The 23,328-nt window shown below is 73.6% G+C and carries 18 protein-coding genes; 4 read left to right on the forward strand and 14 right to left on the reverse strand.

The genetic code is table 11. The features are described 5' to 3' along the window. Positions 1-466 precede the first annotated feature (466 nt). From OO57_RS18435 to OO57_RS18455, 5 genes are all read right to left on the reverse strand, one after another. Positions 467-2,041 carry an MFS transporter gene (locus OO57_RS18435; protein ID WP_033253627.1) on the reverse strand — a complete coding sequence of 525 codons (1,575 nt, stop codon included), beginning with the start codon at positions 2,039-2,041 and terminating at the stop codon, positions 467-469. Between the two features lie 315 nt (positions 2,042-2,356). After that, entirely contained in the window at positions 2,357-2,812 is a 456-nt protein-coding gene (locus tag OO57_RS18440; protein ID WP_033253628.1) for a MaoC family dehydratase, read from the reverse strand. Positions 2,813-2,873: 61 nt separating this feature from the next. Beyond that, a complete protein-coding gene (locus OO57_RS18445; RefSeq protein WP_033253629.1) occupies positions 2,874-4,373 on the reverse strand; it encodes an acyl-CoA synthetase in 1,500 nt (499 codons plus the stop codon). A gap of 21 nt (positions 4,374-4,394) precedes the next feature. Beyond that, positions 4,395-5,288, reverse strand: coding sequence for an amidohydrolase family protein (locus tag OO57_RS18450; RefSeq protein WP_033253630.1), 894 nt, complete (start codon positions 5,286-5,288; stop codon positions 4,395-4,397). Continuing rightward, on the reverse strand, positions 5,285-6,205 hold the full coding sequence (locus OO57_RS18455; protein ID WP_033253631.1) for an SDR family oxidoreductase: 921 nt from the start codon (positions 6,203-6,205) through the stop codon (positions 5,285-5,287). Before OO57_RS18455 ends, OO57_RS18450 begins: the two co-directional genes overlap by 4 nt. A 146-nt stretch (positions 6,206-6,351) precedes the next feature. Here OO57_RS18455 and OO57_RS18460 point away from each other — a divergent pair, with 146 nt between their 5' ends. Next, complete coding sequence (locus OO57_RS18460; protein WP_033253632.1) at positions 6,352-7,164, forward strand: PaaX family transcriptional regulator C-terminal domain-containing protein; 813 nt, start codon at positions 6,352-6,354, stop codon at positions 7,162-7,164. A 4-nt stretch (positions 7,165-7,168) separates the two neighbouring features. On the opposite strand, the gene OO57_RS18465 is transcribed toward OO57_RS18460, so the two are convergent. From OO57_RS18465 to OO57_RS18480, 4 genes are all read right to left on the reverse strand, one after another. Further along, entirely contained in the window at positions 7,169-8,131 is a 963-nt protein-coding gene (locus tag OO57_RS18465; RefSeq protein WP_033253633.1) for a PDR/VanB family oxidoreductase, read from the reverse strand. Then, entirely contained in the window at positions 8,122-8,277 is a 156-nt protein-coding gene (locus OO57_RS18470) for a hypothetical protein (protein ID WP_234337397.1), read from the reverse strand. Before OO57_RS18470 ends, OO57_RS18465 begins: the two co-directional genes overlap by 10 nt. Before the next feature lie 20 nt (positions 8,278-8,297). After that, on the reverse strand, positions 8,298-9,326 hold the full coding sequence (locus tag OO57_RS18475; RefSeq protein WP_033253635.1) for an aromatic ring-hydroxylating dioxygenase subunit alpha: 1,029 nt from the start codon (positions 9,324-9,326) through the stop codon (positions 8,298-8,300). Between the two features lie 83 nt (positions 9,327-9,409). Beyond that, positions 9,410-10,237: an IclR family transcriptional regulator gene (locus OO57_RS18480; protein ID WP_051777925.1), complete on the reverse strand. Its 828-nt coding sequence runs from the start codon at positions 10,235-10,237 to the stop codon at positions 9,410-9,412. Between the two features lie 260 nt (positions 10,238-10,497). On the opposite strand from OO57_RS18480, the gene OO57_RS18485 reads away from it, so the two are divergent. After that, positions 10,498-12,978 carry a glycoside hydrolase family 9 protein gene (locus OO57_RS18485; RefSeq protein WP_033253636.1) on the forward strand — a complete coding sequence of 827 codons (2,481 nt, stop codon included), beginning with the start codon at positions 10,498-10,500 and terminating at the stop codon, positions 12,976-12,978. Between the two features lie 86 nt (positions 12,979-13,064). Here the strand turns inward: OO57_RS18485 and OO57_RS18490 are convergent, their stop codons facing one another. Continuing rightward, a complete protein-coding gene (locus OO57_RS18490) occupies positions 13,065-14,411 on the reverse strand; it encodes a PHB depolymerase family esterase (RefSeq protein ID WP_033253637.1) in 1,347 nt (448 codons plus the stop codon). 898 nt (positions 14,412-15,309) lie between these two features. On the opposite strand from OO57_RS18490, the gene OO57_RS18495 reads away from it, so the two are divergent. Then, positions 15,310-16,791, forward strand: coding sequence for an endo-1,4-beta-xylanase (locus OO57_RS18495; protein WP_033253638.1), 1,482 nt, complete (start codon positions 15,310-15,312; stop codon positions 16,789-16,791). A gap of 210 nt (positions 16,792-17,001) precedes the next feature. After that, positions 17,002-18,447 carry a non-reducing end alpha-L-arabinofuranosidase family hydrolase gene (locus OO57_RS18500; protein ID WP_033253639.1) on the forward strand — a complete coding sequence of 482 codons (1,446 nt, stop codon included), beginning with the start codon at positions 17,002-17,004 and terminating at the stop codon, positions 18,445-18,447. Positions 18,448-18,519: 72 nt separating this feature from the next. Here OO57_RS18500 and OO57_RS18505 read toward each other — a convergent pair whose 3' ends face one another. The 4 genes from OO57_RS18505 to OO57_RS44775 form a co-directional block, all read right to left on the reverse strand. Then, positions 18,520-20,223: an ABC transporter substrate-binding protein gene (locus OO57_RS18505; protein WP_033253640.1), complete on the reverse strand. Its 1,704-nt coding sequence runs from the start codon at positions 20,221-20,223 to the stop codon at positions 18,520-18,522. A gap of 62 nt (positions 20,224-20,285) precedes the next feature. Next, positions 20,286-21,323: an ABC transporter ATP-binding protein gene (locus OO57_RS18510; RefSeq protein WP_033253641.1), complete on the reverse strand. Its 1,038-nt coding sequence runs from the start codon at positions 21,321-21,323 to the stop codon at positions 20,286-20,288. Then, complete coding sequence (locus OO57_RS18515) at positions 21,320-22,375, reverse strand: ABC transporter ATP-binding protein (RefSeq protein ID WP_033253642.1); 1,056 nt, start codon at positions 22,373-22,375, stop codon at positions 21,320-21,322. Before OO57_RS18515 ends, OO57_RS18510 begins: the two co-directional genes overlap by 4 nt. Further along, entirely contained in the window at positions 22,372-23,328 is a 957-nt protein-coding gene (locus tag OO57_RS44775; RefSeq protein WP_081973780.1) for an ABC transporter permease, read from the reverse strand. The genes OO57_RS18515 and OO57_RS44775 overlap by 4 nt, the downstream gene beginning before the upstream one ends.

The raw sequence follows: 23,328 nt of genomic DNA on the forward strand, positions 1-23,328 counted from the left end.
GGTGGGCGGGCGGCGGAAGCACGCCGTGGAGGCAGGGCCGTTCTCCCGCCGCGGTCGAGGGCTGCCGCGGTCGTGGGGGGTGCCGCGGTGAAGAGCCGCCGCAGCCGAGGGGGCAGCGCGGTCGGGAGCTGCCGCAGCCAAGGGTGCGCCGCGGCCACGGGAGCACCGCGGTCGGGAGCTGCCGCAGCCAAGGGTGCGCCGCGGCCACGGGAGCACCGCGGTCGGAAGCTGCCGCGGTCAAGAGCCGGCAGCCACGGGAGCACCGCGGTCAAGGGCCGCCCCAGCCGAGGGGGTGCCGCGGTCGTGGGCTGCCCGGCCCCGCCCCCGCGGGGAGGGCGGCATCGGGTGGTGGTGCTGGTGCGGGCCGACGGCCTCACGGCTCGCCGCCGGTCTGCCGGATCCCGTTTACCGGGGCCCGGCTGCCGGAGTTCGGTTGCCGGAGCTCGGCTGCCGGGGTCGGCGGTGCTCAGCCGACGGGCGTCGGCTCCTCGGCCGCGGCGCGGCCTCGCAGGGCCAGCAGCGCGAGCAGGGCGGCGAACAGCGCGGCGCAGCCGCAGACCACGAAGCCGAGCGAGTAGCCGGTGCCGAGCGCGCTCTCGGCGAGCGGGTGCAGTGCGGAGAGCTTCGGCGAGGCCGCCGAGGCTCCGTTGACGGCGAGCGGGCCGCCCTCCTCCAGGATGGCGGTGCCCGCGCCCTTGAGCGGGGCGGGCAGGTCGGCGGCACCGAGCGTGCTGGTGAAGTGGTCGCTGGCCCGGCTGAGGGCGATCGCGCCGATCACGGCGGGGCCCAGGGTGAAGCCGAAGTCGCGCAGCAGGTTGGTGGTGGCACTGGCCATGCCGGCCAGGTGCGGGGGCACGGTGGTGACGGCGGTGGCGGTGACGGAGGAGACGGTCACGGCGAAGCCGAGGCCGACCAGGGCGAGCGGCGCGATCAGCGGGAGGAAGGAGTGGTCGTGGACCGGCAGGGCGGCCGCCCAGTAGTTGCCGGCCGCGATCAGCAGCAGGCCGGAGCCGAGCAGCAGGCGCGGCGCCACCGCGTTCAGCAGCCGGTGGGTGACCGGCAGCATGGCCAGGGCGATGCCGTTGAGCAGCAGGAAGGCCAGGGCGGTCCGCATGGGGGGCAGTTCCTGGACGGGGCCGAGCCGGATGCTGACCGAGTAGGCGGTGCCGAGGAAGCTGAACATGCCGACCACGGTGATGACGGAGGCGACCGCGAAGGAGCGGTTGCGGAACAGGTCCAGGCGCAGCAGCGGCGAGGAGGACCGCAGTTCGGCGGCCACGAAGCCGGCCAGGCCGAGCACGGCCAGGACGAGGGCGATCAGCACGGGGGTGGCGGTCCAGCCGTCCTCGGGACCCTGGATGATCGCGTAGAGCAGGGCGAACAGGCCGACGCCGATGGTGAGTTGGCCCGGCAGGTCGAGCGAGCGGCCTTCCGGGGCGCGCGACTCGCCGGCGCAGAAGGCACTGGTCAGGGCGCTGGCCGCGCCGATCAGGGTGACCACGACGAAGGCCCAGCGCCAGGAGCCGTAGGTGGCGGTGATGCCGCCGATCAGCGGGGCGACGAAGCCGCCGGTGGAGAGCAGGGCGGCCCACAGGGCGACGACCTTGGCCCGCTGGGCGGTGGTGGCGGCGCCCGCGGCGAGGATCGCCAGCGAGGTCGGGAAGAGCGCGGCGGCTCCGAGGCCGGCCAGGGCCTGGCCGACCCAGAGCTGGTGGATGCCGTTGGCGGTGGTGCTGACGATCTCTCCGACGGCCAGCAGTGCGGCTCCGCCGACCAGCAGCCGCTTGCGGCCGAGCAGGTCGCCGAGCAGGCCGAAGGTGAGTTCCAGTACCGCGACCGGCAGCAGGAAGGCGTCCGAGATCCACGTCAACTGCGAGCCGACGGGGTGCAGTTGGCTCTGGAAGAGGCCGTTGAGGGTGGCCGGGATGGCGAGGCCGATCTGGGCCGTGCAGACGGCGAGCAGTCCGGCGACGAGGGTGCCGCGGCGCAGGGCGGGTCCGCCCTGGGCAGCGCGTGCGGGCGCGTGGGTGGGGGTGGCCATGGGTGTTTCTCCTGGGGGAGGGCGCGAGCCGGGGCCCGGTCGGGGGCCGGAGCCGGGAGCGGCGTTCGCGCGGAGGGGAGCGGCTGGGCACCGGGCGCGGGCCGGTTCGAGTGGGCACCGAGGGCGGGGTACCGGCCGTGCGGCGAATGTAGGGCTATTCTTTGTCGGCCGTCAATAATCTGCACAGTATTGACGGCCGCCCGCCGCGCCCCGCACCTGCCCCGCACCTGCCGAACGGCGCGAGCGGCCACCCCGCTCGGGGCAGCCGCTCGCGCCGTTCAGGGCCGTCGGAGGTGGGAGCGCCGGAGGCCGCGCTCAGGCGTAGAAGCGGTAGACGGCCTGGGCCACGGCCGCGGGCTTGGCCCCGCCGTCGATCTCGACGGTCAGGTCCACGGTCAGCTCTACGCCGCCCTTCACCTCCGCGACCGAGGCGATCGCGCCGCGGGCGCGGATCTTGGCGCCGACCTTGACCGGCGAGGGGAAGCGGACCTTGTTGAGGCCGTAGTTGACGGCCATGCCGACGCCCTCGACCTGGAGCAGTTCGCTCCACAGCGGGATGAGCAGCGAGAGCGTCAGGTAGCCGTGGGCGATCGGGCCGCCGAACGGTCCGGCGGCGGCGCGTTCGGGGTCGGTGTGGATCCACTGGTGGTCGCCGGTGGCGTCGGCGAAGGTGTTCACCCGGTCCTGGGCGATCTCCAGCCACTGGCTGTGGCCGAGGTCGGTGCCGCCGAGGGCGAGCAGGTCGGTGAGGCCGTGGACGGTGCGGGGCACGCGGGGGTCCTTCCTGGTGGCGCGCCGAGGGCGCAGCATGGCGCCGGGGCGCGGGGAGCGGTCAGGCCTGCCCGTGGGCGGTGCGGATCGGCCCCTTGAGGAGCTTGCCCGCGCCGCTGCGGGGCAGCGCGTCGGTGAAGCGGACGGACTTGGGGATCTTGTAGCGGGCGAGTCGGCCGTCGAGGTGGGCGAGGACCTCCTCGGCGCTCGCGGTGGCGCCGGGCTGGAGCACCACGACGGCCCGGCCCACCTCGCCCCACCTCTCGTCGGGGACGCCGAAGACGGCGCACTCGGCGACGGCGGGGTGTTCGAGCAGGGCGTCCTCCACCTCGGCGGGGTAGATGTTCTCCCCGCCGGAGATGATCATGTCCTTGAGGCGGTCGACCAGCCGGACGTAGCCGTCCTCGTCCCGGACGGCGACGTCGCCGGAGCGGAACCAGCGGCCCTCGTGGTAGGCGTCCGCGGTCTCCCGCGGCAGCCCCCAGTAGCCGGGGGTGACGTTGGGGCCGCTGACCACCACCTCGCCGGGTTCGCCCGGGCCGACCTCCTCGCCGGCCGGGTCGAGCAGGCGGACGTCGGTGAAGAAGTGCGGCACCCCGGCGGTCCCGGCCCGTTCCAGGGCGTCCGCCCGGTCGAGCAGCAGCACGCCGGGCGCCGCCTCGGTCATGCCGTAGCCCTGGACGAACGCCAGCCCGCGGTCGAGGTAGGCGCGGATGGTGCGGGCGGGCACCGGCGCGCCGCCGCACATCAGGTGGCGCAGGCTGCCCAGGTCCGCCGCGGCCCAGCCGGGCGCCTGGGCCATCGCGTCGTACATCGCCGGGACGCCGAACAGGCAGGTGACGCCGAGCCGTTCGACCAGCACGAGGGTGCGCTCGGCGTCGAAGCCGGACTCCAGGACGGCGGTGCCGCCCTTGAGGAGGGTCGGCAGGCAGGTCATGTTGAGCGCGGCGGTGTGGAACAGGGGTGCGCTGACCAGGGTGACCTCGTCGCCGGAGAGGTCGACGTCGACCACCACGTTGAGGCTGTTCCACACGGTGTTGCCGTGGGTCAGCAGGGTGCCCTTGGGGCGGCCGGTGGTCCCCGAGGTGTACATGATCATGCACGGGTCCTGGTGGGTCACCGGCAGGTCCAGCGGCGCGTCGGGGGCGTCCGCGAGCCGGGCCTCGTACTCCTCCCCCTCGACCTCACACACCTCGGCGTCCCGGGACAGCTCGTCGAGCAGCGCGGCGTCCTGGCGGACCGTCAGCAGCAGGGAGCTGCCGCTGTCGCGGAGCTGGTAGCGCAGCTCCGGCGGGGCCAGCCTGGTGTTGAGGGGGACGAAGACGGCGCCCAGCCGGCCCGCGGCGAAGAGGGCCTCCAGGAAGGCGGGGTGGTTGGGGCCGAGGAAGGCGACCCGGTCGCCGCGGCGCACCCCCCGCAGGTGCAGGAGGTGGGCCAGGCGGCTGGTCCTGCGGTGCAGTTCGGCGTAGCTGGTGGAGCGGCCCTCGTGGAGCAGGGCGGTGCGGTGCGGTGTCCTACGGGCCCGGCGGGCGGGCCAGGAACCGATGCCTTCGTTGTGCAACGCGGGAGACCTCCGTCTGCGTCACTGCTGCTGGTCGAGGCCGAGCAGGCGGGCGGCGTTCTGCTTGAGGATCTTCGGCCGCACCTCGTCCTTGATCGGCAGCTGCGCGAAGTCGGCCAGCCAGCGGTCGGGGCTGATGAGCGGGTAGTCGGAGCCGAACAGGACCTTGTCCTGCAGCAGGCTGTTGGCGTACTTCACCAGTTGCGGCGGGAAGTACTTCGGCGACCAGCCGGACAGGTCGATGTACACCTGCGGCTTGTGGGTGGCCACCGCCAGTGCCTCGTCCTGCCAGGGGAAGGACGGGTGCGCCAGGACGATCGGCATGCCGGGGAAGTCCGCGGCGACGTCGTCCACCAGCATCGGGTCGGAGTACTTTAGCCGGATGCCCCCGCCGCCGGGCGCCCCGGCGCCGATGCCGGTCTGCCCGGTGTGGAAGACCGCGATCGCCCCGGCCTCCTCGATCGCCTCGTACAGCGGGTAGGCGAGCCGGTCGTTCGGGAAGAAGGCCTGCACGTTGGGGTGGAACTTGAAGCCGCGGACGCCGTGCTCCTCGACCAGGCGGCGCACCTGGCGCGCCCCGGCACGGCCCTTGTGCGGGTCGATGCTGGCGAACGGGATGATCACGTCGGGGTTCCGGCGGGCGGCCTCGGCGACCTCCTCGTTGGGGACGGCCGGGGTGCCGGTGGCGGCCTCCGCGTCCACGGTGAAGACCACGCAGGCCATCTTCCGCTCGCGGTAGTGGGCGGCGATCTCCGGCAGGGTCGGGCGGCGGTGGTCGGCGTGGAAGTAGGCGCCGGCCGCGGCGTCGAGTTCGGCGGAGAGCGAGCCCTGCCCGCCCTCCGAGACCTCGGCGTGGGTGTGGACGTCGATCGCGACCAGGTCGTCGAGCGACAGGCGGGGCTGCTGGGGGCTCATCGGGCGGCCGCCGTTCGGGTCCGCGGGGCGGGGATGCCGTAGGTCTCGGGCACCCGTCCGACCGACACCGGCCAGGCCTCGGCGATCGCGTCGGCGCTCCAGCCGCCGTCCGCGTAGGCGACCGAGACCTCCTGCGGGTGCGACCACAGGGCCAGCTTGTCGCCGCCGATGCCGATGCACTGGCCGGTGACGGCCGCGGAGGCGTCGGAGGCGAGGTAGGTGACCAGGGAGGCGACGTCCTCGGGGGTGCCGAAGCCCTCGCCCTTGCGCAGGTCGTCCGGCAGCGGGGTGCCGTGCTGCTCCAGCGCGTCGACGTGCGGGGCGAAGGCGGGGATGGTCCTGGTCATCGCGGTGGCGGCGACCGGGATCACCGCGTTGGCGGTGATGCCCGCCTTGGCCAGTTCCATCGCCCAGGTGCGGACCATGGCGGCGATCCCGGCCTTGGCGGCGGCGTAGTTGGTCTGGCCGAAGTTGCCGCGCTGGCCCGCCGGGGAGCCCGCGACGACGATGCGGCCGCCCTCGCCCTGCTCGCGCATCCGCGCCACGGCGGCGCGCACGCAGGTGAAGGTGCCGCGCAGGTGCACCCGGACGACCGCGTCGAAGTCCTCGTCGGACATCTTCCACAGCACCCGGTCGCGCAGGACGCCCGCGTTGGTGACCATCACGTCCAGCCGTCCGAACGCGTCGACGGCCCGCGCGACCAGCGCCTCGGCGGTCTCCGCGGAGCCGACCGCGCCGACCTCGGCGACCGCCCGGCCGCCCGCCGCCGCGATCCCCTCCACCGCGGCGGCCGCCGCCCCGGCGTCCACGTCGTTGACCACGACCGCCGCGCCGGCGGCGGCGAGCGCCTCGGCGTAGGCGAGTCCGAGGCCGCGGCCGCTGCCGGTGACCACGGCGACCTTGCCGTTGAGATCCATGGTGTTTCTCCTTCGGGGGGTGGGACCGGGGTGGAACCGGGGTGGAACCGGCCTCAACCTAGGCAGATTCGTGTTAGCCGTCAAGATATTGCCGAATATTGCGGTGCCCGCCCCTGCTGCCCGTGCCGGGGTCCTAGGCTGGGCCCGTGATCGATCTCGACCCCGCCCCGCGCCCCCAGTCCCTGATGCTCACCTTCTTCGGCGTCCACCTCCTGGGGCGGGACGTCGCCCTGTCCTCCGGCTCCGTCATCGAGATCTTCGAACGGGTCGGCGTCACCGAGGAGGCGGTGCGCTCCACGCTGGCCCGGATGGTCAACCGCGGCCTGCTCACCCGCCACCGGCAGGGGCGCAAGATGTACTTCGGCCTCACCCAGCGGGCCGTCTCCGTCCTCCAGGACGGCCACGACCGGGTCTGGAGCACCGGGGCGGTCAACCGGCACTGGCGGGGGCAGTGGACCCTGGTCGGGTTCTCGCTGCCGGAGGCCTGGCGCCGCCAGCGCCACGACCTGCGCTCCCGGCTGACCTGGGGCGGCTTCGGGCCGCTGCAGAACGGCCTGTGGGTGGCACCGGGCGAGGCGGACGTCGCCGCGCTGCTCGGCGACCTCGACCTCGACGCCCACCTCCGGGTCTTCCGGGGCACGGTACTGCAACCGACCGAGGTGGCGCAGGTGGTGGAGTCCGCCTTCGACACCGAGGCCATCGCCGCCGACTACCGGGCGTTCCTGGAGCGCTGGAGCGGTCCCGCGTCCGAGCCCGACGACCCCCTGCGGCGCCAGCTCCTGCTCCACACCGACTGGCTGGAACTCGTCCGGCGGGATCCGCACCTGCCCGCCGAGCACCTCCCGGCCGACTGGCCCGCGATCCGGGCCGAGGAGCTGTTCCGCACCATCGCCCGGCAGGTCGCCGCCGCCGCGGGCCAGGAGGCCGCCCGGCTGATGGACACCACCGCCACCGGGTGACCGCTCACAGGTCGAGCACCAGCCGCTCCCCCAGGCAGCGCGAGACGCAGACCATCATGCTGGCGGACTCCGCCCGCTCCGCCTCGGTGAGCAGCGAGTCGCGGTGCTCGGGGTGCCCGTCCAGGACGTCGGTCTCGCACGTCCCGCAGGTGCCCTGCCCGCAGGAGTAGAGGACGTCGACCCCCGCCCCGCGGACGGTGTCGAGCACCGAGGCGTCCGCGGGCACGGTCAGGGTGAGCCCGGAGCGGGCCAGCACCAGGGTGAAGGCGCGCTCCGGCCCGGCGCCCGCGGGTTCGCGCGGCCGGAACCGCTCGACGTGCGCGGGCGGCCGCCCGGCCTGTGCGCGGTGCCGTTCGACGGCCTCCAGCAGCGGGAGGGGGCCGCAGCAGTAGACCTCGGCCCGGCCGTCCAGGGCGTCGAGGTGGGCGGCCAGGTCGGGCCGGGCCGTCTCGTCCCGGGGCCGGAGCAGGACGCGCGGCCCGTAGCGGTCGGCGAGGTGCCCGGCGAAGGCCATCGTGGCGCGGGAGCGGCCGACGTAGAGCAGGTTCCAGTCGGCGCCGGCCGCTTCGGCGGCGGCGAGCATCGGCACCAGCGGCGTGATCCCGATGCCGCCCGCGACGAACAGGTACCGCGGGGCGGGCAGCAGCGCGAAGTGGTTGCGCGGGCCCCGCGCCCGGACGGCCGCGCCCTCGTGGAGCGCGTCGTGGACGTGGGCGGAGCCGCCGCGCCCGCCAGGTTCGCGCCGCACGGCGACGGTCCAGGCGGCGGCGTCGGCCGGGTCCCCGCACAGCGAGTACTGGCGTTCCAGCCCGTCGCCGAGCAGCAGGTCGAGGTGGGCGCCGGGCGTCCAGGCGGGCAGCGAGCCGCCGTCGGGGCGGGCCAGGGTGAGCGAGACGACGCCCTCGGCCTCGTCCCGGCGGCCGGTGACGAGCAGGTCCAGGGTCGGTTCGGGCGCGGTCACGGCCATTCTCCTTCCGGCGGCGGGGCGGCGTGGCGGGGGTGGTCGAGCAGCCAGGTCCACGCGGCGACCGGGTCCGGCAGGCTGCGGTGCGCGCCGCAGGAGCAGCGGGCGTCCAGCACGTCGCCGCCGGGCAGCCAGGCGACGCGGTACACCCGGCGCTCCGGGCCGCCGCTCACGCGCCGGCCCGGTCGGTGCCCGCGGCGGCCAGCGCGGCGAGGATCCGGCGGGCGGCCAGCGCGCCGGTGTCGATGTTGATGCTGAGCTCCTGGTAGGGGCCGGGCTCGCTGTCCAGGGCCCGCTGCAGCAGGTTGAGGGCGTCGACGTCCTGCATGACCACGGTGTGGTTGAAGTCCCGCAGGAACGCGGTGACGTCCTCGTCGCCGAGCGCGAAGTCCCGCGAGACGGCCCAGAAGTCGTAGACCTTGCCGGGCTCCGACGGGGTGATCGCGTAGGTGATCTCGGTGCGGAAGACCGGCGCGGACTGCCCGACCGGGGTGATCCGGCTGTGCAGCAGGTACAGGCAGGGCGCGAAGTACTCGATGTCCTGGAGCCGGCTGATCCGGCCCTCGATGCCGGTGGAGCGGGCGTAGAACGGCGGGCACTCCGCGTCGGGCATGTGCCGCGAGACCCGGACGACGCCCGCCTCCTCGTCCACCTCGGTGGTGATCGGGGTGGCGGCCACCTCGGGGGTGCCGATGTACCCGCCGTGCAGGTACGTCTCGTGCGAGAGGTCGAGCAGGTTGTCCACCAGCAGGCCGTAGTCGGCGTCGATCGGCTCCATGCCGCGCACCGTCGTCATCGCCGGGTCGGCCAGGTGCGGGGCGCGCGGGACGCGGCTCCCGTCGGCGGCGGACGGGTCGCCGACCCAGATCCACACCAGCGAGTCCTGCTCGACGACGGGGTAGGCGGCGACCCGCGCGGTGCGCGGGACCCGGGTCTGCCCGGGGACGGAGACGCAGGCGCCGGTGCGGTCGTAGGTGAAGCCGTGGTAGCCGCACGTGATCGCGTCGCCCTCGCGGCGGCTCTCGGAGAGCGGGAAGCGACGGTGCACGCAGCGGTCCGCCAGGGCGACCGCCCGGCCGTCCTGCTGCGCGCGGTAGAGCACCACGGGCTCGCCGAGGATCGTGCGGCCGAGCAGTTCCTCGCCGACTTCGGCCGCGTACGCGGCGACGTACCACTGGTTGCGGGCGAACTGTGTCATGGGAGCCGTCCCTGGAATGGTGGGGGTGCAGCGGGATGCGACGAGGCTCCCAGCGCCCCCGCGGGCCGACAACGGGACTTCCGTCAGGCGAAAGGCTCCGCCCGGCCGGTCGTCGGGGCCCGGTCGGCGGCCCGCGTCGCGCCGGCACCCGGCGGGGACCGCCGGACGGGCCCCAGTGCCCGGGAGATGCCGCGCGCCGCGAGCCGCACGGCGGGGCCGAGCGCGGCGGCGCTGCCCGGGGCGCGCACCACGACGGAGACCGCCGCGACCACCTCGCCGCCCGGGCCGCGGACCGGGGCCGCCACCGACAGCGCGTCCTCGGTGACCTGGCGGTCGCTCACCGCCAGCCCGGTGGTGCGGACCTGGGCCAGCATCCGCCGCAGCCGCTCCGGGTCGGTGACCGTCCAGGGGGTGAAGGCGGCGAGTTCGGCCGCCAGGTACGCCTCCTGGAAGGCGGCCGGGGCGTGCGCGAGCAGGGCCAGGCCGACGCCGGTCGCGTGCAGCGGCCAGTGCGCGCCGAGCCGGGTGCGCACGCCGACCGAGGAGCGGCCGGCCAGGCGTTCCACGTAGACCGCGTCGCCGTCCTCCCGGACCGCGAGTTGCACGTTCTCGCGGGTCGCCTCGTACAGGTCCTCCAGGAACGGCAGGGCGGCCTCGCGCAGCACCGGTCCGCGCGGGGCGAGCGTGCCGAGTTCGAACAGGCGCAGTCCGACGTGGTAGACGCCGTCGGCGTCGCGCTCCAGCGCGCCCCAGCCGGCGAGCTCGGACAGCAGCCGGTGCGCGGTGGGCAGGGAGAGCCCGGCGCGCCGGCTGATCTCGGTGAGCGTGAGGGCGGGGGCCGCCCGGTCGAAGGCGGCCAGGACGGACAGCAGCCGTCCGGCGGCGGTGGTGGCCGGTGCCTGGAGGGTCATGGGCGCGACCGTAGGGCATCGGAGCGCATCCGAACAGGGGCGGGCGCGGTGGGCGTGACCAGTGCGGATGGTGTCCGCCGCCGGTCCGTCGGCGCCGGGAGCGGCTCCGCCTGCCGTTCCGGCGCCAACTCGCTTCCGTTTACCGCCTCTTGACGTGCCCACCGCTCGGCTGGCTTCATTGGGGCGGATGGGAGCGCTCCCACCCCTAGCGGGCTCCCACCACCCCTGCACCTGTCCCCCACACAGGAAGGCTCCCACCCGTGCCTCCGATCCCCTCCGGCCGCGGGCTCCCCCGGCGCGCGGCCGCCGTGCTGACCGGCCTGGCCCTGGCCGCCGGTGGCGTCACCGCCACCGCGCTCGCCCCGGCGACCGCCGGTGCCGCCACCGTCTCCGCGGCCGCCGACTTCCCCGTCCGGGTCAACCAGCTCGGCTACCTGCCGGACGGCCCCAAGCGGGCCACCGTGGTCAGCTCGGCGACCTCCCCGCTCGCCTGGCAGCTGCGCGACTCCTCCGGCGCGCAGGTCGCGGCCGGCACCACCACCGTGCACGGCGCCGACCAGGCCTCCGGCCAGTCCACCCACCTGGTGGACTTCGGCGCCTACACCGGTACCGGCAGCGGCTTCACGCTGGTCGTCGGCGGCCTGGCCAGCCACCCGTTCGACATCTCGGCCGGGCTGTACGACGGGCTGCGCTCCGACAGCCTGAACTTCTTCTACCAGCAGCGCAGCGGCCTCGCGATCGACGCGAACCTCGCGGGCGGCAGCGCGTACGCCCGCCCCGCCGGGCACCTGGGGGTGGCCCCGAACAAGGGCGACACCAGCGTGCCGTGCCAGGCCGGGGTGTGCGACTACCGGCTGGACGTCCGCGGCGGCTGGTACGACGCGGGCGACCAGGGCAAGTACGTGGTCAACGGCGGCATCGCGACCTGGGAGCTGGTCAACTCCTTCGAGCGGGCCCGCCGTTCGGGCGGCGACGCGGCCCTCGGCGACTCCACGCTGCGGGTGCCCGAGCGCGGCAACGGGGTGCCGGACGTGCTGGACGAGGCCCGCTGGGAGCTGGACTTCCTGCTGCGGATGCAGGTCCCGGACGGCAAGCCGATGGCCGGGATGGCCTTCCACAAGATCCACGACGCGCAGTGGACCGGCCTGCCGACCCGCCCCGAACTCGACGACCAGCAGCGCGAGTTGCACAAGCCGTCGACCGCCGCCACGCTCAACCTGGCCGCCACCGCGGCCCAGTGCGCCCGGGTCTACGCACCGTACGACTCCGCCTTCGCCGCCCGCTGCCTGGACGCGGCCCGCCGCGCCTGGACGGCCGCCAAGGCCAACCCGAACGTGCTCGCCCCGGCCACCGACAGCACCGGCGGCGGCGCCTACGAGGACGCCGACGTCTCCGACGAGTTCTACTGGGCGGCGGCCGAACTCCTCGCCACCACCGGCGAGTCGCAGTACCGGGACGCGGTCACCTCCTCCGCGCAGCACACCAAGCCGGTGGACGCCTTCTGGTGGGGCGGCACCGCGACGCTCGGCCGGATCACCCTGGCCACCGTGCCCGGCGTGGCGCTGCCCGCCGACGACGTGACCCGGCTGCGCGGCCTGCTGACCACCGCCGCCGACGGCTACCTGTCCACCATGGGCGGCCAGGGCTACGCGGTGCCGCTCGCCCCCGACGGCTACGTGTGGGGCTCCAACAGCTCGGTCGCCAACAACGCGATCGTGCTGGGCGTCGCCTACGAGCTGACCGGCGCCGCCCGCTACCGCACCGGCGCGCTGGAGACGATGGACTACCTGCTGGGCCGCAACGCCCTGGACCGCTCGTACGTGAGCGGCTACGGCGAGCGCGCCTCGGAGAACGAGCACCACCGCTTCTGGGCGCACCAGAACGACGCCTCGCTCCCGCACCCGCCGGCCGGCTCCTTCGCGGGCGGCCCCAACTCCGGCCTCCAGGACCCGATCGCCGAGGCCCAGCTGGCGGGCTGCGCACCGGCGGCCTGCTACGTCGACGACATCGGCTCGTACTCCACCAACGAGGTGGCGATCAACTGGAACGCCTCGCTGGCCTGGCTGGCCTCGTTCGCCGCCGAGCGGCGCGCGGCCCCGGCGACGCCCGCCGTGCAGGTGGCCCCGGCGGCGGTGACCGTCCCCGAGGGCGGTTCGGCGTCGGTCGCGGTGAAGCTCTCGGCCGCGCCCGCCCAGAACGTGACGGTGACGGTCACCCGCACCTCGGGCGACACCGACCTGTCGGCCACCGCCTCCTCGCTGGTCTTCACCCCCGCCAACTGGGCCACCGCGCAGCAGCTCCCGCTGTCGGCGGCGCAGGACGCGGACACCGCGGCGGGCAGCGCGCTGTTCACCCTCGGCGGCTCCGGCGTCCAGTCGGCGACCTTCACGGCCACCGAGGCGGACGACGACACCGCGCCCCCCGCGGCGTCCTGCGCGGTGGCGTACAGGGTGGACAGCTCCTGGGGCAACGGGTTCACCGCGACGGTGACGGTGAAGAACACCGGCGCCTCCACCGTCTCCGGCTGGACGCTCGGCTGGAGCTACGACGGCAACCAGCGGATCACCAACGCGTGGAACGCGACGGTCTCCCAGGTCGGCAGCACCGTGACCGTGCGGGACGCCGGGTGGAACGGCACCCTGGCGCCCGGCGCGAGCGCGAGCTTCGGCTTCCAGGCCACGTACTCCGGCTCCAACGCGGCACCGACCCGGTTCACCGTGAACGGCGCCGACTGCACCTGAGCACGGGCCCGGCCGCCGACCCCCGCGGGGGTCGGCGGCCGGGCCGTCAGGCCGTCAGGCCGTCAGGGCGTCAGGGCGTCAGGGCGTCAGCCCAGCTTCCACTGCTGGTTGCTGCCGCCGCTGCAGGACCACAGCTGGACGGGCGTGCCGTCGGCGGTGCCCAGCCCGGCCACGTCCAGGCAGAGCCCCGACTGGACGCCGGTGACGGTGCCGTTCGCGTTGACCTGCCACTGCTGGTTGGGCTGGCCGTTGCAGGACCAGACGATCGCCCTGGTCCCGTTGGCGGTGCCCTTGGCCTCGGCGTCCAGGCAGAGCACGGTGCCGCCGACGGTCACGGTCAGCTGGTTCGACGCCGTGCGGGTCCAGGTCTGGTTCGCGGCGCCGTTGCAGGTGGCGATCTGCTGCTGGGTGCCCGCCGCGGTGCTCGGGTCGGTCAGGCACTTGCCCGCGCCGACCGCGCGCAGCGCGCCGGTGCCGCCGCCGGAGGGGGCCGCCGCGTCGAGGCCCATGAAGTGGACCGCGTTGGCGGCCATCCCGGCGCCCTGGACCGGCAGTTGGTGCCCGGCGCCGGAGATGCTGTACGCCTCGACCTGGGTGGTGCCGGAGCCGTTGTTGTAGCGGGTCCTGGTCCAGCCGGAGGCGGGGGTGTCGGTGGCCGACGGCGTCTGGCTCACGCCGAGGACGTCGGTCCACTGCTTGATCTCTTCGCCGAGGTTGTTGTAGTTGAGGATGGTGTCGGCGGTGCCGTGCCACAGCTGCACCCGCGGCCGCGGGCCGCTGTAGCCGGGGTAGGCGTTGCGGACCAGGCCGCCCCACTGCTGCGGGGTCATCGACACCTGCCCCTGCGCGCAGGGGCTGTTCCAGCCGCGCACCGTGCCGGTGTAGAAGCAGTGCTGGGGCACGCCCATGAACGCCGCGCCCGCCTTGAAGACGTCCGGGTAGTCGGCGAGCATCACGTTGGTCATCATGCCGCCGGAGGACTCGCCGGTGACGTACACGGCGTTGGGGTTGCCGCCGTAGTGCTGCTCGGTGTAGGTGATCATCGACATCAGCCCGACCGGGTCGCTGCCGCCGCCGCGGGTCAGGGCCTGGTCGGAGGAGACGTCCCAGCAGCTGCCGCTCGGGTTGGTGGAGGGGTAGATGACCAGGAAGCCGTACCGGTCGGCCAGTTGGCCGAAGTCGGTGCTCGAGTACATGTAGGGGCCGTTGCCCTGGCAGCCGTGCAGGGCGAGCAGGATCGGCGGGTTGGGCTTGACCGCGGCCGGGACGTACAGGTGCATGGCCAGGCCGGTCGGGTTGGTGCCGAAGCCGGTGACCTGGGTCAGCGAGGCGGCGGCGGCCTGCGGGGCCGCCTGCAGGCTCAGGCCGACCGCGAGGCCGACCGAGGCGGCGATGCCGAGGAGGCGGGACGTGAGCGAGCGTGATCGGAACATGGGACCTCTCCGTCGGGGTTGCCGTGCGGGTGAAGGAGGTTCCGGCCGCCGCCGCCGAGAGGACGCTCCCGATGCTCGGGGCGGTCCGCCGCGGCCGTCAACGGCCTGTGGCGGCCTCGTGGCGGCGGGCCCGGTGGCACCTCCGCGACCTGCGGATCCGCCTCCGGTCGGCCGCCGTTCCCGCCGCGCGCGGTGAAAGTTGCACGATCCGGCCCGGCGCCCGCCGGGGAGCGGGTGCGCCGTGGAACGGGTGCGCCGGGTGCGCAGGACGGGACGGGTGCGCCGGGTGGGTCGGGTGCGCCGGGGCCGGGTCGGTCCGGGCCGCCGGGCCGAAACTTTTCGCTTCACCGGTCATGGATTGCCGACCAGCATGGCGGGAGATCGCGGCGAAGTCCACCGGGGTGCAGTCCACCCCTTGACCTCGCGTCAGCCGACCGGACCCGGACCGGCGGCTGACCGGCCGACTTGCCCGGATCGGGGGAGATGGATTGTTTCCGATCGTTTCACCGTTCATGTCGAAACCGTTGACAGCCCGTCCGGCGCGGACCAACACTGTCGCCATCGACCCGTCCGAGCGGCCCGGGATCGGAGCCCCGGCCGGGCAGGACCGGGGGCACCAACCCCCTCGGACGACGCGCCCCAGGCACCGGGCCGGTTCCCTCGGCACCGGCAGCCGTCGCGGCGCGCACCGACTCCGCCACCCCCTGCGGACCAGGAGCCGGCCGCGCCGGAGGTCGACCGTCCCGTACCCCCGTTGGAGGTTCTCCCGGACCGCCAGGAAGGACACCTGCTCCCCCCGTGAATTGTTAGCGCTAACGGAAAGGTCGTCGGCCCGGACGGGCCGCCGCTCCCGACCGATGCGCGAACACCTCCCCCACCCACGAGGAGAAGATTCGTCATGCCACGGCTCCACGAGTCCGCCCGTCTCCGCACGGCCCTGACCGCGACCGCCTGCCTGATCGCCGGCGCGGTCGGCAGCGTCGCCGCGATCCCCTCCGCCTCCGCCGCCGGGCAGAGCACGCTCGGCGCGGCGGCGGCCGACAGCGGCCGCTACTTCGGCACCGCGGTCCCCGCGGGCAAGCTCGGCGACTCGACGTTCAGCAGCATTCTCGACCGGGAATTCAACATGATCACCCCGGAGAACGAGATGAAGTGGGACACGATCGAACCGTCCCGGGGCTCGTTCAACTTCGGCCCCGGCGACGCGATCGTCAACCACGCCGCCGCGCACGGCCAGCGGATGCGCGGCCACACCCTGGTCTGGCACTCCCAGCTGCCCAACTGGGTCGCCTCGATCGGCGACGCCAACACGCTGCGCAGCGTGATGAACAACCACATCACCCAGGAGATGTCCCACTACAAGGGCAAGATCTACGCCTGGGACGTGGTCAACGAGGCCTTCGCCGACAACGGCACCGGCCAGCACCGCAGTTCGGTGTTCCAGAACGTGCTGGGCAACGGCTTCATCGAGGAGGCGTTCCGCACCGCGCGCAACGTCGACCCGTCGGCCAAGCTCTGCTACAACGACTACAGCATCGAGGACTGGTCGTCCGCCAAGACGCAGGGCGTCTACAACATGGTCAAGGACTTCAAGGCCCGCGGCGTGCCCATCGACTGCGTCGGCTTCCAGAGCCACTTCGGCAGCGGCGGCGCGCCCGCCAGCTTCCGCACCACGCTCTCCAACTTCGCCGCGCTCGGCGTCGACGTCCAGCTCACCGAGCTGGACATCGCCCAGGCCTCGCCCACCGCCTACGCCGGCGCCGTGCAGGCCTGCCTGGACGTCGCCCGCTGCACCGGGATCACGGTCTGGGGCATCCGCGACAACGACTCCTGGCGCACCGGCGAGAACCCGCTGCTGTTCGACAACTACGGCAACAAGAAGGCCGCCTACACCTCGGTGCTCAACGCGCTGAACAGCGCCGGCGGCGGCACCGGCACCCCGAGCGGCGGCATCGTCTCCGGCACCGTGTACACGCTCACCGACGTGGCGGCCGGGCGCGTCCTGGACGAGCCCGCCGGGCAGAACGGCAACGGCACCCAGCTCCAGGTCTGGGACGCCAACGGCACCGCCGCCAACCAGCAGTGGCGGGCCACCCAGAACAGCGACGGCACCTACACGCTGACCAACCTCGCCAGCGGCAAGGTGCTGGACGAGCCCGGCAACCAGACCGCCAACGGGACGCGGCTGCAGGTCTGGGACGCCAACAACGGCGCCAACCAGCACTGGCGGGCGACCCGCAACGGCGACGGCTCCTACACGCTGGTCAACGCCGCCAGCGGCAAGGCGCTGGAGATCCCCGGCGGCCAGACCGGCAACGGCTCCCCGGTCCAGATCTGGGACTCCAACGGCGGCGCCAACCAGCACTGGACCTTCAAGTGAGCTGAGCGGCCCCGGCTCCGAACGGCCCCGGCCCCGAGCCGCCCCGGCCCCGCTCCCCGGCTCCGGAGTCCGTCCCGTCGCGGACGGGCTCCGGGGCCACCGCCCCACCCCCCCCTGACGCTGTCGCCCGGCGGTGCTGATTGTTAGCGCTAACATCGCCGCCGGGCGGCAGTTCCCCACCCGTTTCCCCCCAGGAGTGAGAGAACCCCCATGCACGGACGAAGTTCCCGCCGCACGCGGCTGCCCGCCCTGCTCACCGCCGTGGTCGCGGCCGTCGCCGCCCTGGCCGCGATGCTGGTCGCCGGCCCCGCCCAGGCGGCCACCACCGGCGCCCTGAAGAGCGTCTCCTCGGGCCGCTGCCTCGACGTGTCGGGCGGCAGCCAGACCGACGGCGCGCTGCTGCAGATCTACGACTGCTGGAACGGCACCAACCAGCAGTGGACGCTGACCTCCGCCAACCAGCTGACCGTCTACGGCAACAAGTGCCTGGACGTCCCCAACCACGCGACCGCCGCGGGCACCCGGGTGCAGATCTGGGCCTGTAGCGGCGGCGCGAACCAGCAGTGGCAGGTGAACGCCGACGGCAGCGTCGTCGGCGTCGAGTCCGGCCTGTGCCTGGACGTCACCGGCGGCGCCACCGCCAACGGCACCGCCGTGGAGCTGTGGACCTGCAACGGCCGCAGCAACCAGCAGTGGACCGGCCTGACCGCGAGCAGCCCGACCACGCCCCCGCCGTCCTCCGGCACCACCTGCCCGCTCCCGTCCACCTACCGGTGGAGCTCCACCGGGGCGCTGGCGCAGCCCGCCAACGGCTGGGCCGCGGTGAAGGACTTCACCAACGTCGTCTACAACGGCAAGCACCTGGTGTACGCCTCGGACGTGAACGGGTCCTCGTACGGCTCGATGGCGTTCGCGCCGTTCACCAACTGGTCCGACATGGCCTCGGCCGCCCAGACCGGGATGAGCCAGTCCGCGGTCGCGCCGACGCTGTTCTACTTCGCGCCGAAGAACATCTGGATCCTGGCCTACCAGTGGGGCGCGTGGCCGTTCATCTACCGCACCTCCAGCGACCCGACCAACCCCAACGGCTGGTCCGCGCCGCAGCCGCTGTTCACCGGCAGCATCCCGAACTCCGGCACCGGGCCGATCGACCAGACGCTGATCGCCGACGACCAGAACATGTACCTGTTCTTCGCCGGTGACAACGGCAGCATCTACCGGGCGAGCATGCCGATCGGCAACTTCCCGGGGAACTTCGGCTCCTCGTACACCACGGTGATGACCGACACCGCGAAGAACCTGTTCGAGGCCCCGCAGGTCTACCGGGTCAAGGGCCAGAACCAGTACCTGATGATCGTCGAGGCCCGCGGCGCCAGCGAGCAGCGCTACTTCCGCTCCTTCACCGCCACCAGCCTGGGCGGTTCCTGGACCCCGCAGGCCGCCACCGAGTCCAACCCCTTCGCGGGCAAGGCCAACAGCGGTGCCGGCTGGACCAACGACATCAGCCACGGCGACCTGGTCCGCAACAACCCCGACCAGACCATGACCATCGACCCCTGCAACCTGCAGCTCCTCTACCAGGGCAAGTCCCCGACGGCGAGCGGCACCTACGACCAGCTCCCCTGGCGTCCGGGCGTGCTGACCCTGCAGCGCTGACCCGTCCCGCCACCGCGCGCACCGGGCCCCGGCCGTCCATCGGCCGGGGCCCTTCCGCGTGCGGTGGCGGGATCAGTCGCGCGGGGTGAGGTGCAGGATGATGTACTCGTACGCCTGGGAGTTCGGCCCCGGGTTGACGTAGGGGTCGTTCTCGTTCGGCCAGCCGGTGAAGTCGGTGTCGTTGTACTCGTACCAGGCCGCGCCGTAGAACACCGGGACGGCGGGGACGTCGTCCGACATGATCTGCTGGAGGGTGTTCAGCGCGGTCTTCTCGGCCGCGGCGTCGACCGCGTTCTGGAACGCCTTGACGGCGTCACGGACCTTCGGGGAGTCGTACTTGCTGAAGTCGCCGGCCGCGACCTGGCCGGGCTCGGCGCCCATGCTCGGGTCGAGGACGTACTGCAGGCGCTGGAACGGGGTGCCGCCCTGGCCCCAGTGGATGGCCGCCTCGTAGTTGCCGGTGGTGATGGCGGTGTTCCAGCTGTTGAAGTCGAAGGCGCCGTTCGTGCTGACGTCGAAGCCGAGCGCGTTCAGGTCCTTGGCCATCGCCTGCGCGGTGCACCAGTAGTCGGAGAACGAGTTCGGGTCGATGACGGTGAACTTGATGGTCTTGCCGTCGCGGGTCCACTTGCCGCCGCTGTCCTTGCTCCAGCCGGCCGCGCCGAGCAGCGAGTCGACCGCGGCCGCGTCGGCCTCCGGCTTGAGGTCGTTCGCCAGCGCCGGGTTCACCATCGCCTGGTCGACCGGCAGCAGCAGGCCGCCGGAGGAGGTGGCGGGGAGGGCGTAGTCGGTCTCGCACTGGCTGGCGTAGGCGCGGCGGTTGAGGCCGGCGCTGATCGCCTTGCGGACCGCGGGGTCGGCGAGCGCCGGGGCGGTGGTGCTCTTGTTGTTGAGCATCAGGGAGACCGTGTTGGACGCCGGGAAGTACGGCGCCGCGGCCTGGAACAGGTGGTGGTGCTCGGGGTCCTTGCCGACGAAGGTGTTCTGGACGTTGCTGATGTTGTTGCCGGTGAGGTCGATCTCGCCGTTGTTGAGCGCCAGGGTGGCGGCGTCGTTGGTCGCGTAGGCGGGGAAGGAGATGTGCTGCACCTTCGGCTTCTCGCGGAAGGCCGGGTTGACCTTGAAGGTGATGTTCTGCGCGGTGAACTTGTCCACCAGGTACGGGCCGGTGCCGATCGCCTGGTCGGCCTTGACGACCGCGTTGCCCGGGCTGCTGATGGTGGACCAGACGTGCTCGGGCACGATCAGCTGGTTGCCGATGCCGATGAAGTTGGCCTTCTGCGGGCCGTCGAAGGTCAGCACCACGGTGGTGGCGTCCGGGGTGGTGATGCTGCTGGGCAGCGGCGCGCCGCCGGTGTTGGTGGCCGGGTTGGCCTTCAGCATCTCGAAGGTGAACTTGACGTCCGCGGAGGTGAAGGGCTTGCCGTCGCTGAAGTTGATGCCGGACTGGAGCGCCAGGGTCAGCGTCCGGTTCTCGTTCGACCACTCGTAGGACTTGGCGAGCCACGGGATCGGCGGCTGGTCGGCCTTGAGGGTGTTGAACTGGAAGAGCGGCTCGAAGATCAGCGAGCGGGCGTTCTGGGCCGAGAGGAAGGAGTTGCCGTCGAAGGGGTTGTAGTTCTCGGTGAACGACGGCATCGGGGTCGACTCGACCACCAGGGTCCGGTCGGCGCCGGCCTCGGTGGACTTCGAGCTGCTGGCGTCGGTGCAGGCGGTGGCGCCGAGGCCGACGGCGGCGACCAGGGCGAGGGCTCTGAGAGCGGTGGAACGGCGCATGGCTGGGAGCTCCTGGAGTGGGGTGGTGGTGGGTGGGGTTCGGTGGGGCGGGTGACGGTCGTTCAGGCGGGCGTGGTGCCGGGTGCCCGCTCGGGGTCGAGCAGCCAGCAGGCGGCGACCTGGTCGCCCGCGGCGGGTCGCACCGGGGGCGCGGTCTCGGCGCACACCGGCATCGCGAGCGGGCAGCGCGGGTGGAAGCGGCAGCCGCTCGGCGGGTCGATCAGGCTGGGCGGCGCGCCGCGCCCGCGCAGCACCACCGGTTCGCGGCGCCGCGGGTCGGGGGCGGCGCTCAGCAGCAGCTGGGTGTAGGGGTGCGCCGGGGCGTCGGTGACCTGGACGGCCGGGCCGGACTCGACGACCTGCCCGGCGTACATCACCACGACGGTGTCGGCGAGGTAGCGGGCCGAGGCGATGTCGTGGGTGACGTACAGGATGGCGAGCCGTTCGCGCTCGCGCAGTTCGTCGAGCAGGTTGAGCACGCCGAGGCGGATCGAGACGTCGAGCATGGAGACCGGCTCGTCGGCGAGCAGCACCCGGGGCTGCACGGCGAGTCCGCGGGCGATGGCGACCCGCTGGCGCTGGCCGCCGGAGAGCTCGTGCGGGAACTTGTCGAGGTAGCGTTCGGCCGGGGTGAGGCTGACGCGTTCGAGCAACTGCGCGGCGCGGGCGTCGAGTTCGGGTCCGCGCAGGCCGTGGTGCAGCTTGAGCGGGCGCCGCAGGTGGTAGCGGATGCTGTGCACGGCGTTCAGCGAGGAGAACGGGTCCTGCAGCACCAGGTGCACCTGGCCGGCGTAGGCGCGCCGGGCCCGCGCGGAGCCGCCCACCGGTTCGCCGTCCAGCAGCAGTTCGCCCGCGGTCGGGGCGATGAGCCGGGTCAGCAGCCGCGAGAGGGTGGACTTGCCGGAGCCGGACTCGCCGACCACGGCGGTGACCGTGCCCTCCGGCAGGGCGAGCGAGACGTCCTCGACGGCGCGCACGACCCGGCCGCGCCGCAGTCCCCCGTGGACCGGGAAGTGCTTGGTGAGGCCGCGGGCCTCCAGGGCGGGGGTGCCCGGGCGCTTCGGGCCGTGCACCACCCGGGCGGTGTCGGTGGTGGTCACAGGGTGCTCCCAAGGACTCGGGCGAGCGGCGCCGGGACGTGCTCGCCGCCGGTGTGCAGCCAGCAGGCGGCCGAGCGGTCGGCGGGTGCGCCGTCGGGTCCGGCGGGCTCGGCGGGTTCGGCGAGCCGGGGGACGTCGTGCGCGCAGCGCTCCAGCGCGAACGGGCAGCGCGGGTGGAAGGCGCAGCCGGCGGGCAGCGCGGTGAGCGCGGGCGGGGCGCCCGGGATGCCCTCCATCCGCACCCGTTCGCCGTGCAGCGCCGGGAAGGAGTTCAGCAGCCCCAGCGTGTACGGGTGCCGCGGACTGTGGAACAGCCGCTGGGCGTCGGCGAGTTCGACGATCCGCCCGGCGTACATGATGGCGATGGTGTCGGCCAGTTCGATCAGCAGCGACAGGTCGTGGGTGATGAACACGATCGCGAAGCCCAGGCGGTCCTTGAGCTGCATCAGCTCGTCCAGGATCTCCCGCTGCGTCACCACGTCCAGCGCGGTGGTCGGTTCGTCCATGATGACGACCCGGGGCTCCAGCGCCAGCGCCATCGCGATCATCACGCGCTGGCGCATGCCGCCGGACAGCTCGTGCGGGTAGCTGCGCAGCCGTTCCTCGCCGATGCCGACCAGGCGCAGCAGTTCGACGGCCCGCTCCCGCCGTTCGGCGGCGCCGAGTTGGGCCCGGTGGGCGCGGAGCGCGTCGGTGAGCTGGGCGTCGATCCGGGCGACCGGGTTCAGCGCGTGCATCGCGCTCTGGAACACCACCGAGATCTGGTCCCAGCGGATCCGGCGCAGCGTGGCGGCGTCCGCCTCCAGCAGGTCGAGGACGCCGTCCGGGCCGTGGAAGCGCACCTCGCCGCCGGTGATCACGCCGGGGGCGCGCAGCAGCCTGGTGACGGCGTACGCCAGGGTGGACTTCCCGGAGCCGGACTCGCCCGCCAGGCCGAGGACCTCGCCGCGGCGCAGGGTCAGGGTGGCGTCGGTGACGGCGCGCACGCCGCCCTTGCCGACGCCGTAGTCGACGCACAGGTCGCGGACTTCGAGGACGGGTGCGCCGGTCACGGCTGCGCCTCCTTCAGCGGGACGGGGGTCGGCGAAGCGGCCTGCGGCGCGGCGGACTTCAGCACGGGGGTGAGGCCGAGGCGGAAGACCACCCCGCGGGCCCGGCCGGTGCGGGCCGAGGTCAGCCGGGGGTTGATCACCTCGTCGATCCCGAAGTTGACCAGGGCGAGGGCGATGCCGACCAGTGCGACGGCCAGCGCCGGGGGCAGGTACCACCACCAGTAGCCGTTGACGGCGGCGCCCGAGGCCTGGGCCTCGTTGAGCACGGTGCCCCAGGTCACCGAGGCGGGGCTGATCACGCCGAGCCAGGCCAGTGCGGTGTAGGTGCCGATGCCGTAGATGACGGTGAAGATGAACGCGGACGCCAGGATCGGCAGCAGGTTCGGCACCACCTCGAACAGGATGATCCGCCAGGTGCGTTCGCCGATCACCCGGGCCGCCTCGACGTAGTCGGCCGCGCGCAGCGCCAGGGTCTGGGCCCGGAGCACGCGGGCGCCCCAGGCCCAGGCGGTGAGGGCGATCACGGAGCCGATCAGCAGCGGGTCGCTGGTCTCCGCGGGCGGCAGCGGCTTCATGATCACCATCAGGATCAGCAGGCCGGGCAGCGCCAGGAAGATGTTGGCCAGGGCGGAGAGCAGGTCGTCCACCAGGCCGCCGACGAAACCGGCGGTGACGCCGACGGCGACGGACAGCACGCAGGCGAACAGCCCGGCGAGGAAGGAGATCAGCAGGGTGTCCCGGCCGCCGCTCAGCAGCCGCGAGAACAGGTCGTGCTGCTGCTGGTCGGTGCCGAGCCAGAACCGGCCGGAGGGGGCGAGCGGCAGACCGCTGGTGCGGTCGGCCTGCCAGTCGGCGGAGTGCGGGGCGATCAGCGGTCCGACCACGGCCAGCAGCAGGAGCACCAGCAGCAGGGCCGAACCGGCGAGCACTTTCGGGGAGCGGAGCGCACGCAT

The sequence above is a fragment of the Kitasatospora phosalacinea genome (assembly GCF_000717185.1).
Lineage (GTDB): Bacteria > Actinomycetota > Actinomycetes > Streptomycetales > Streptomycetaceae > Kitasatospora > Kitasatospora phosalacinea_A.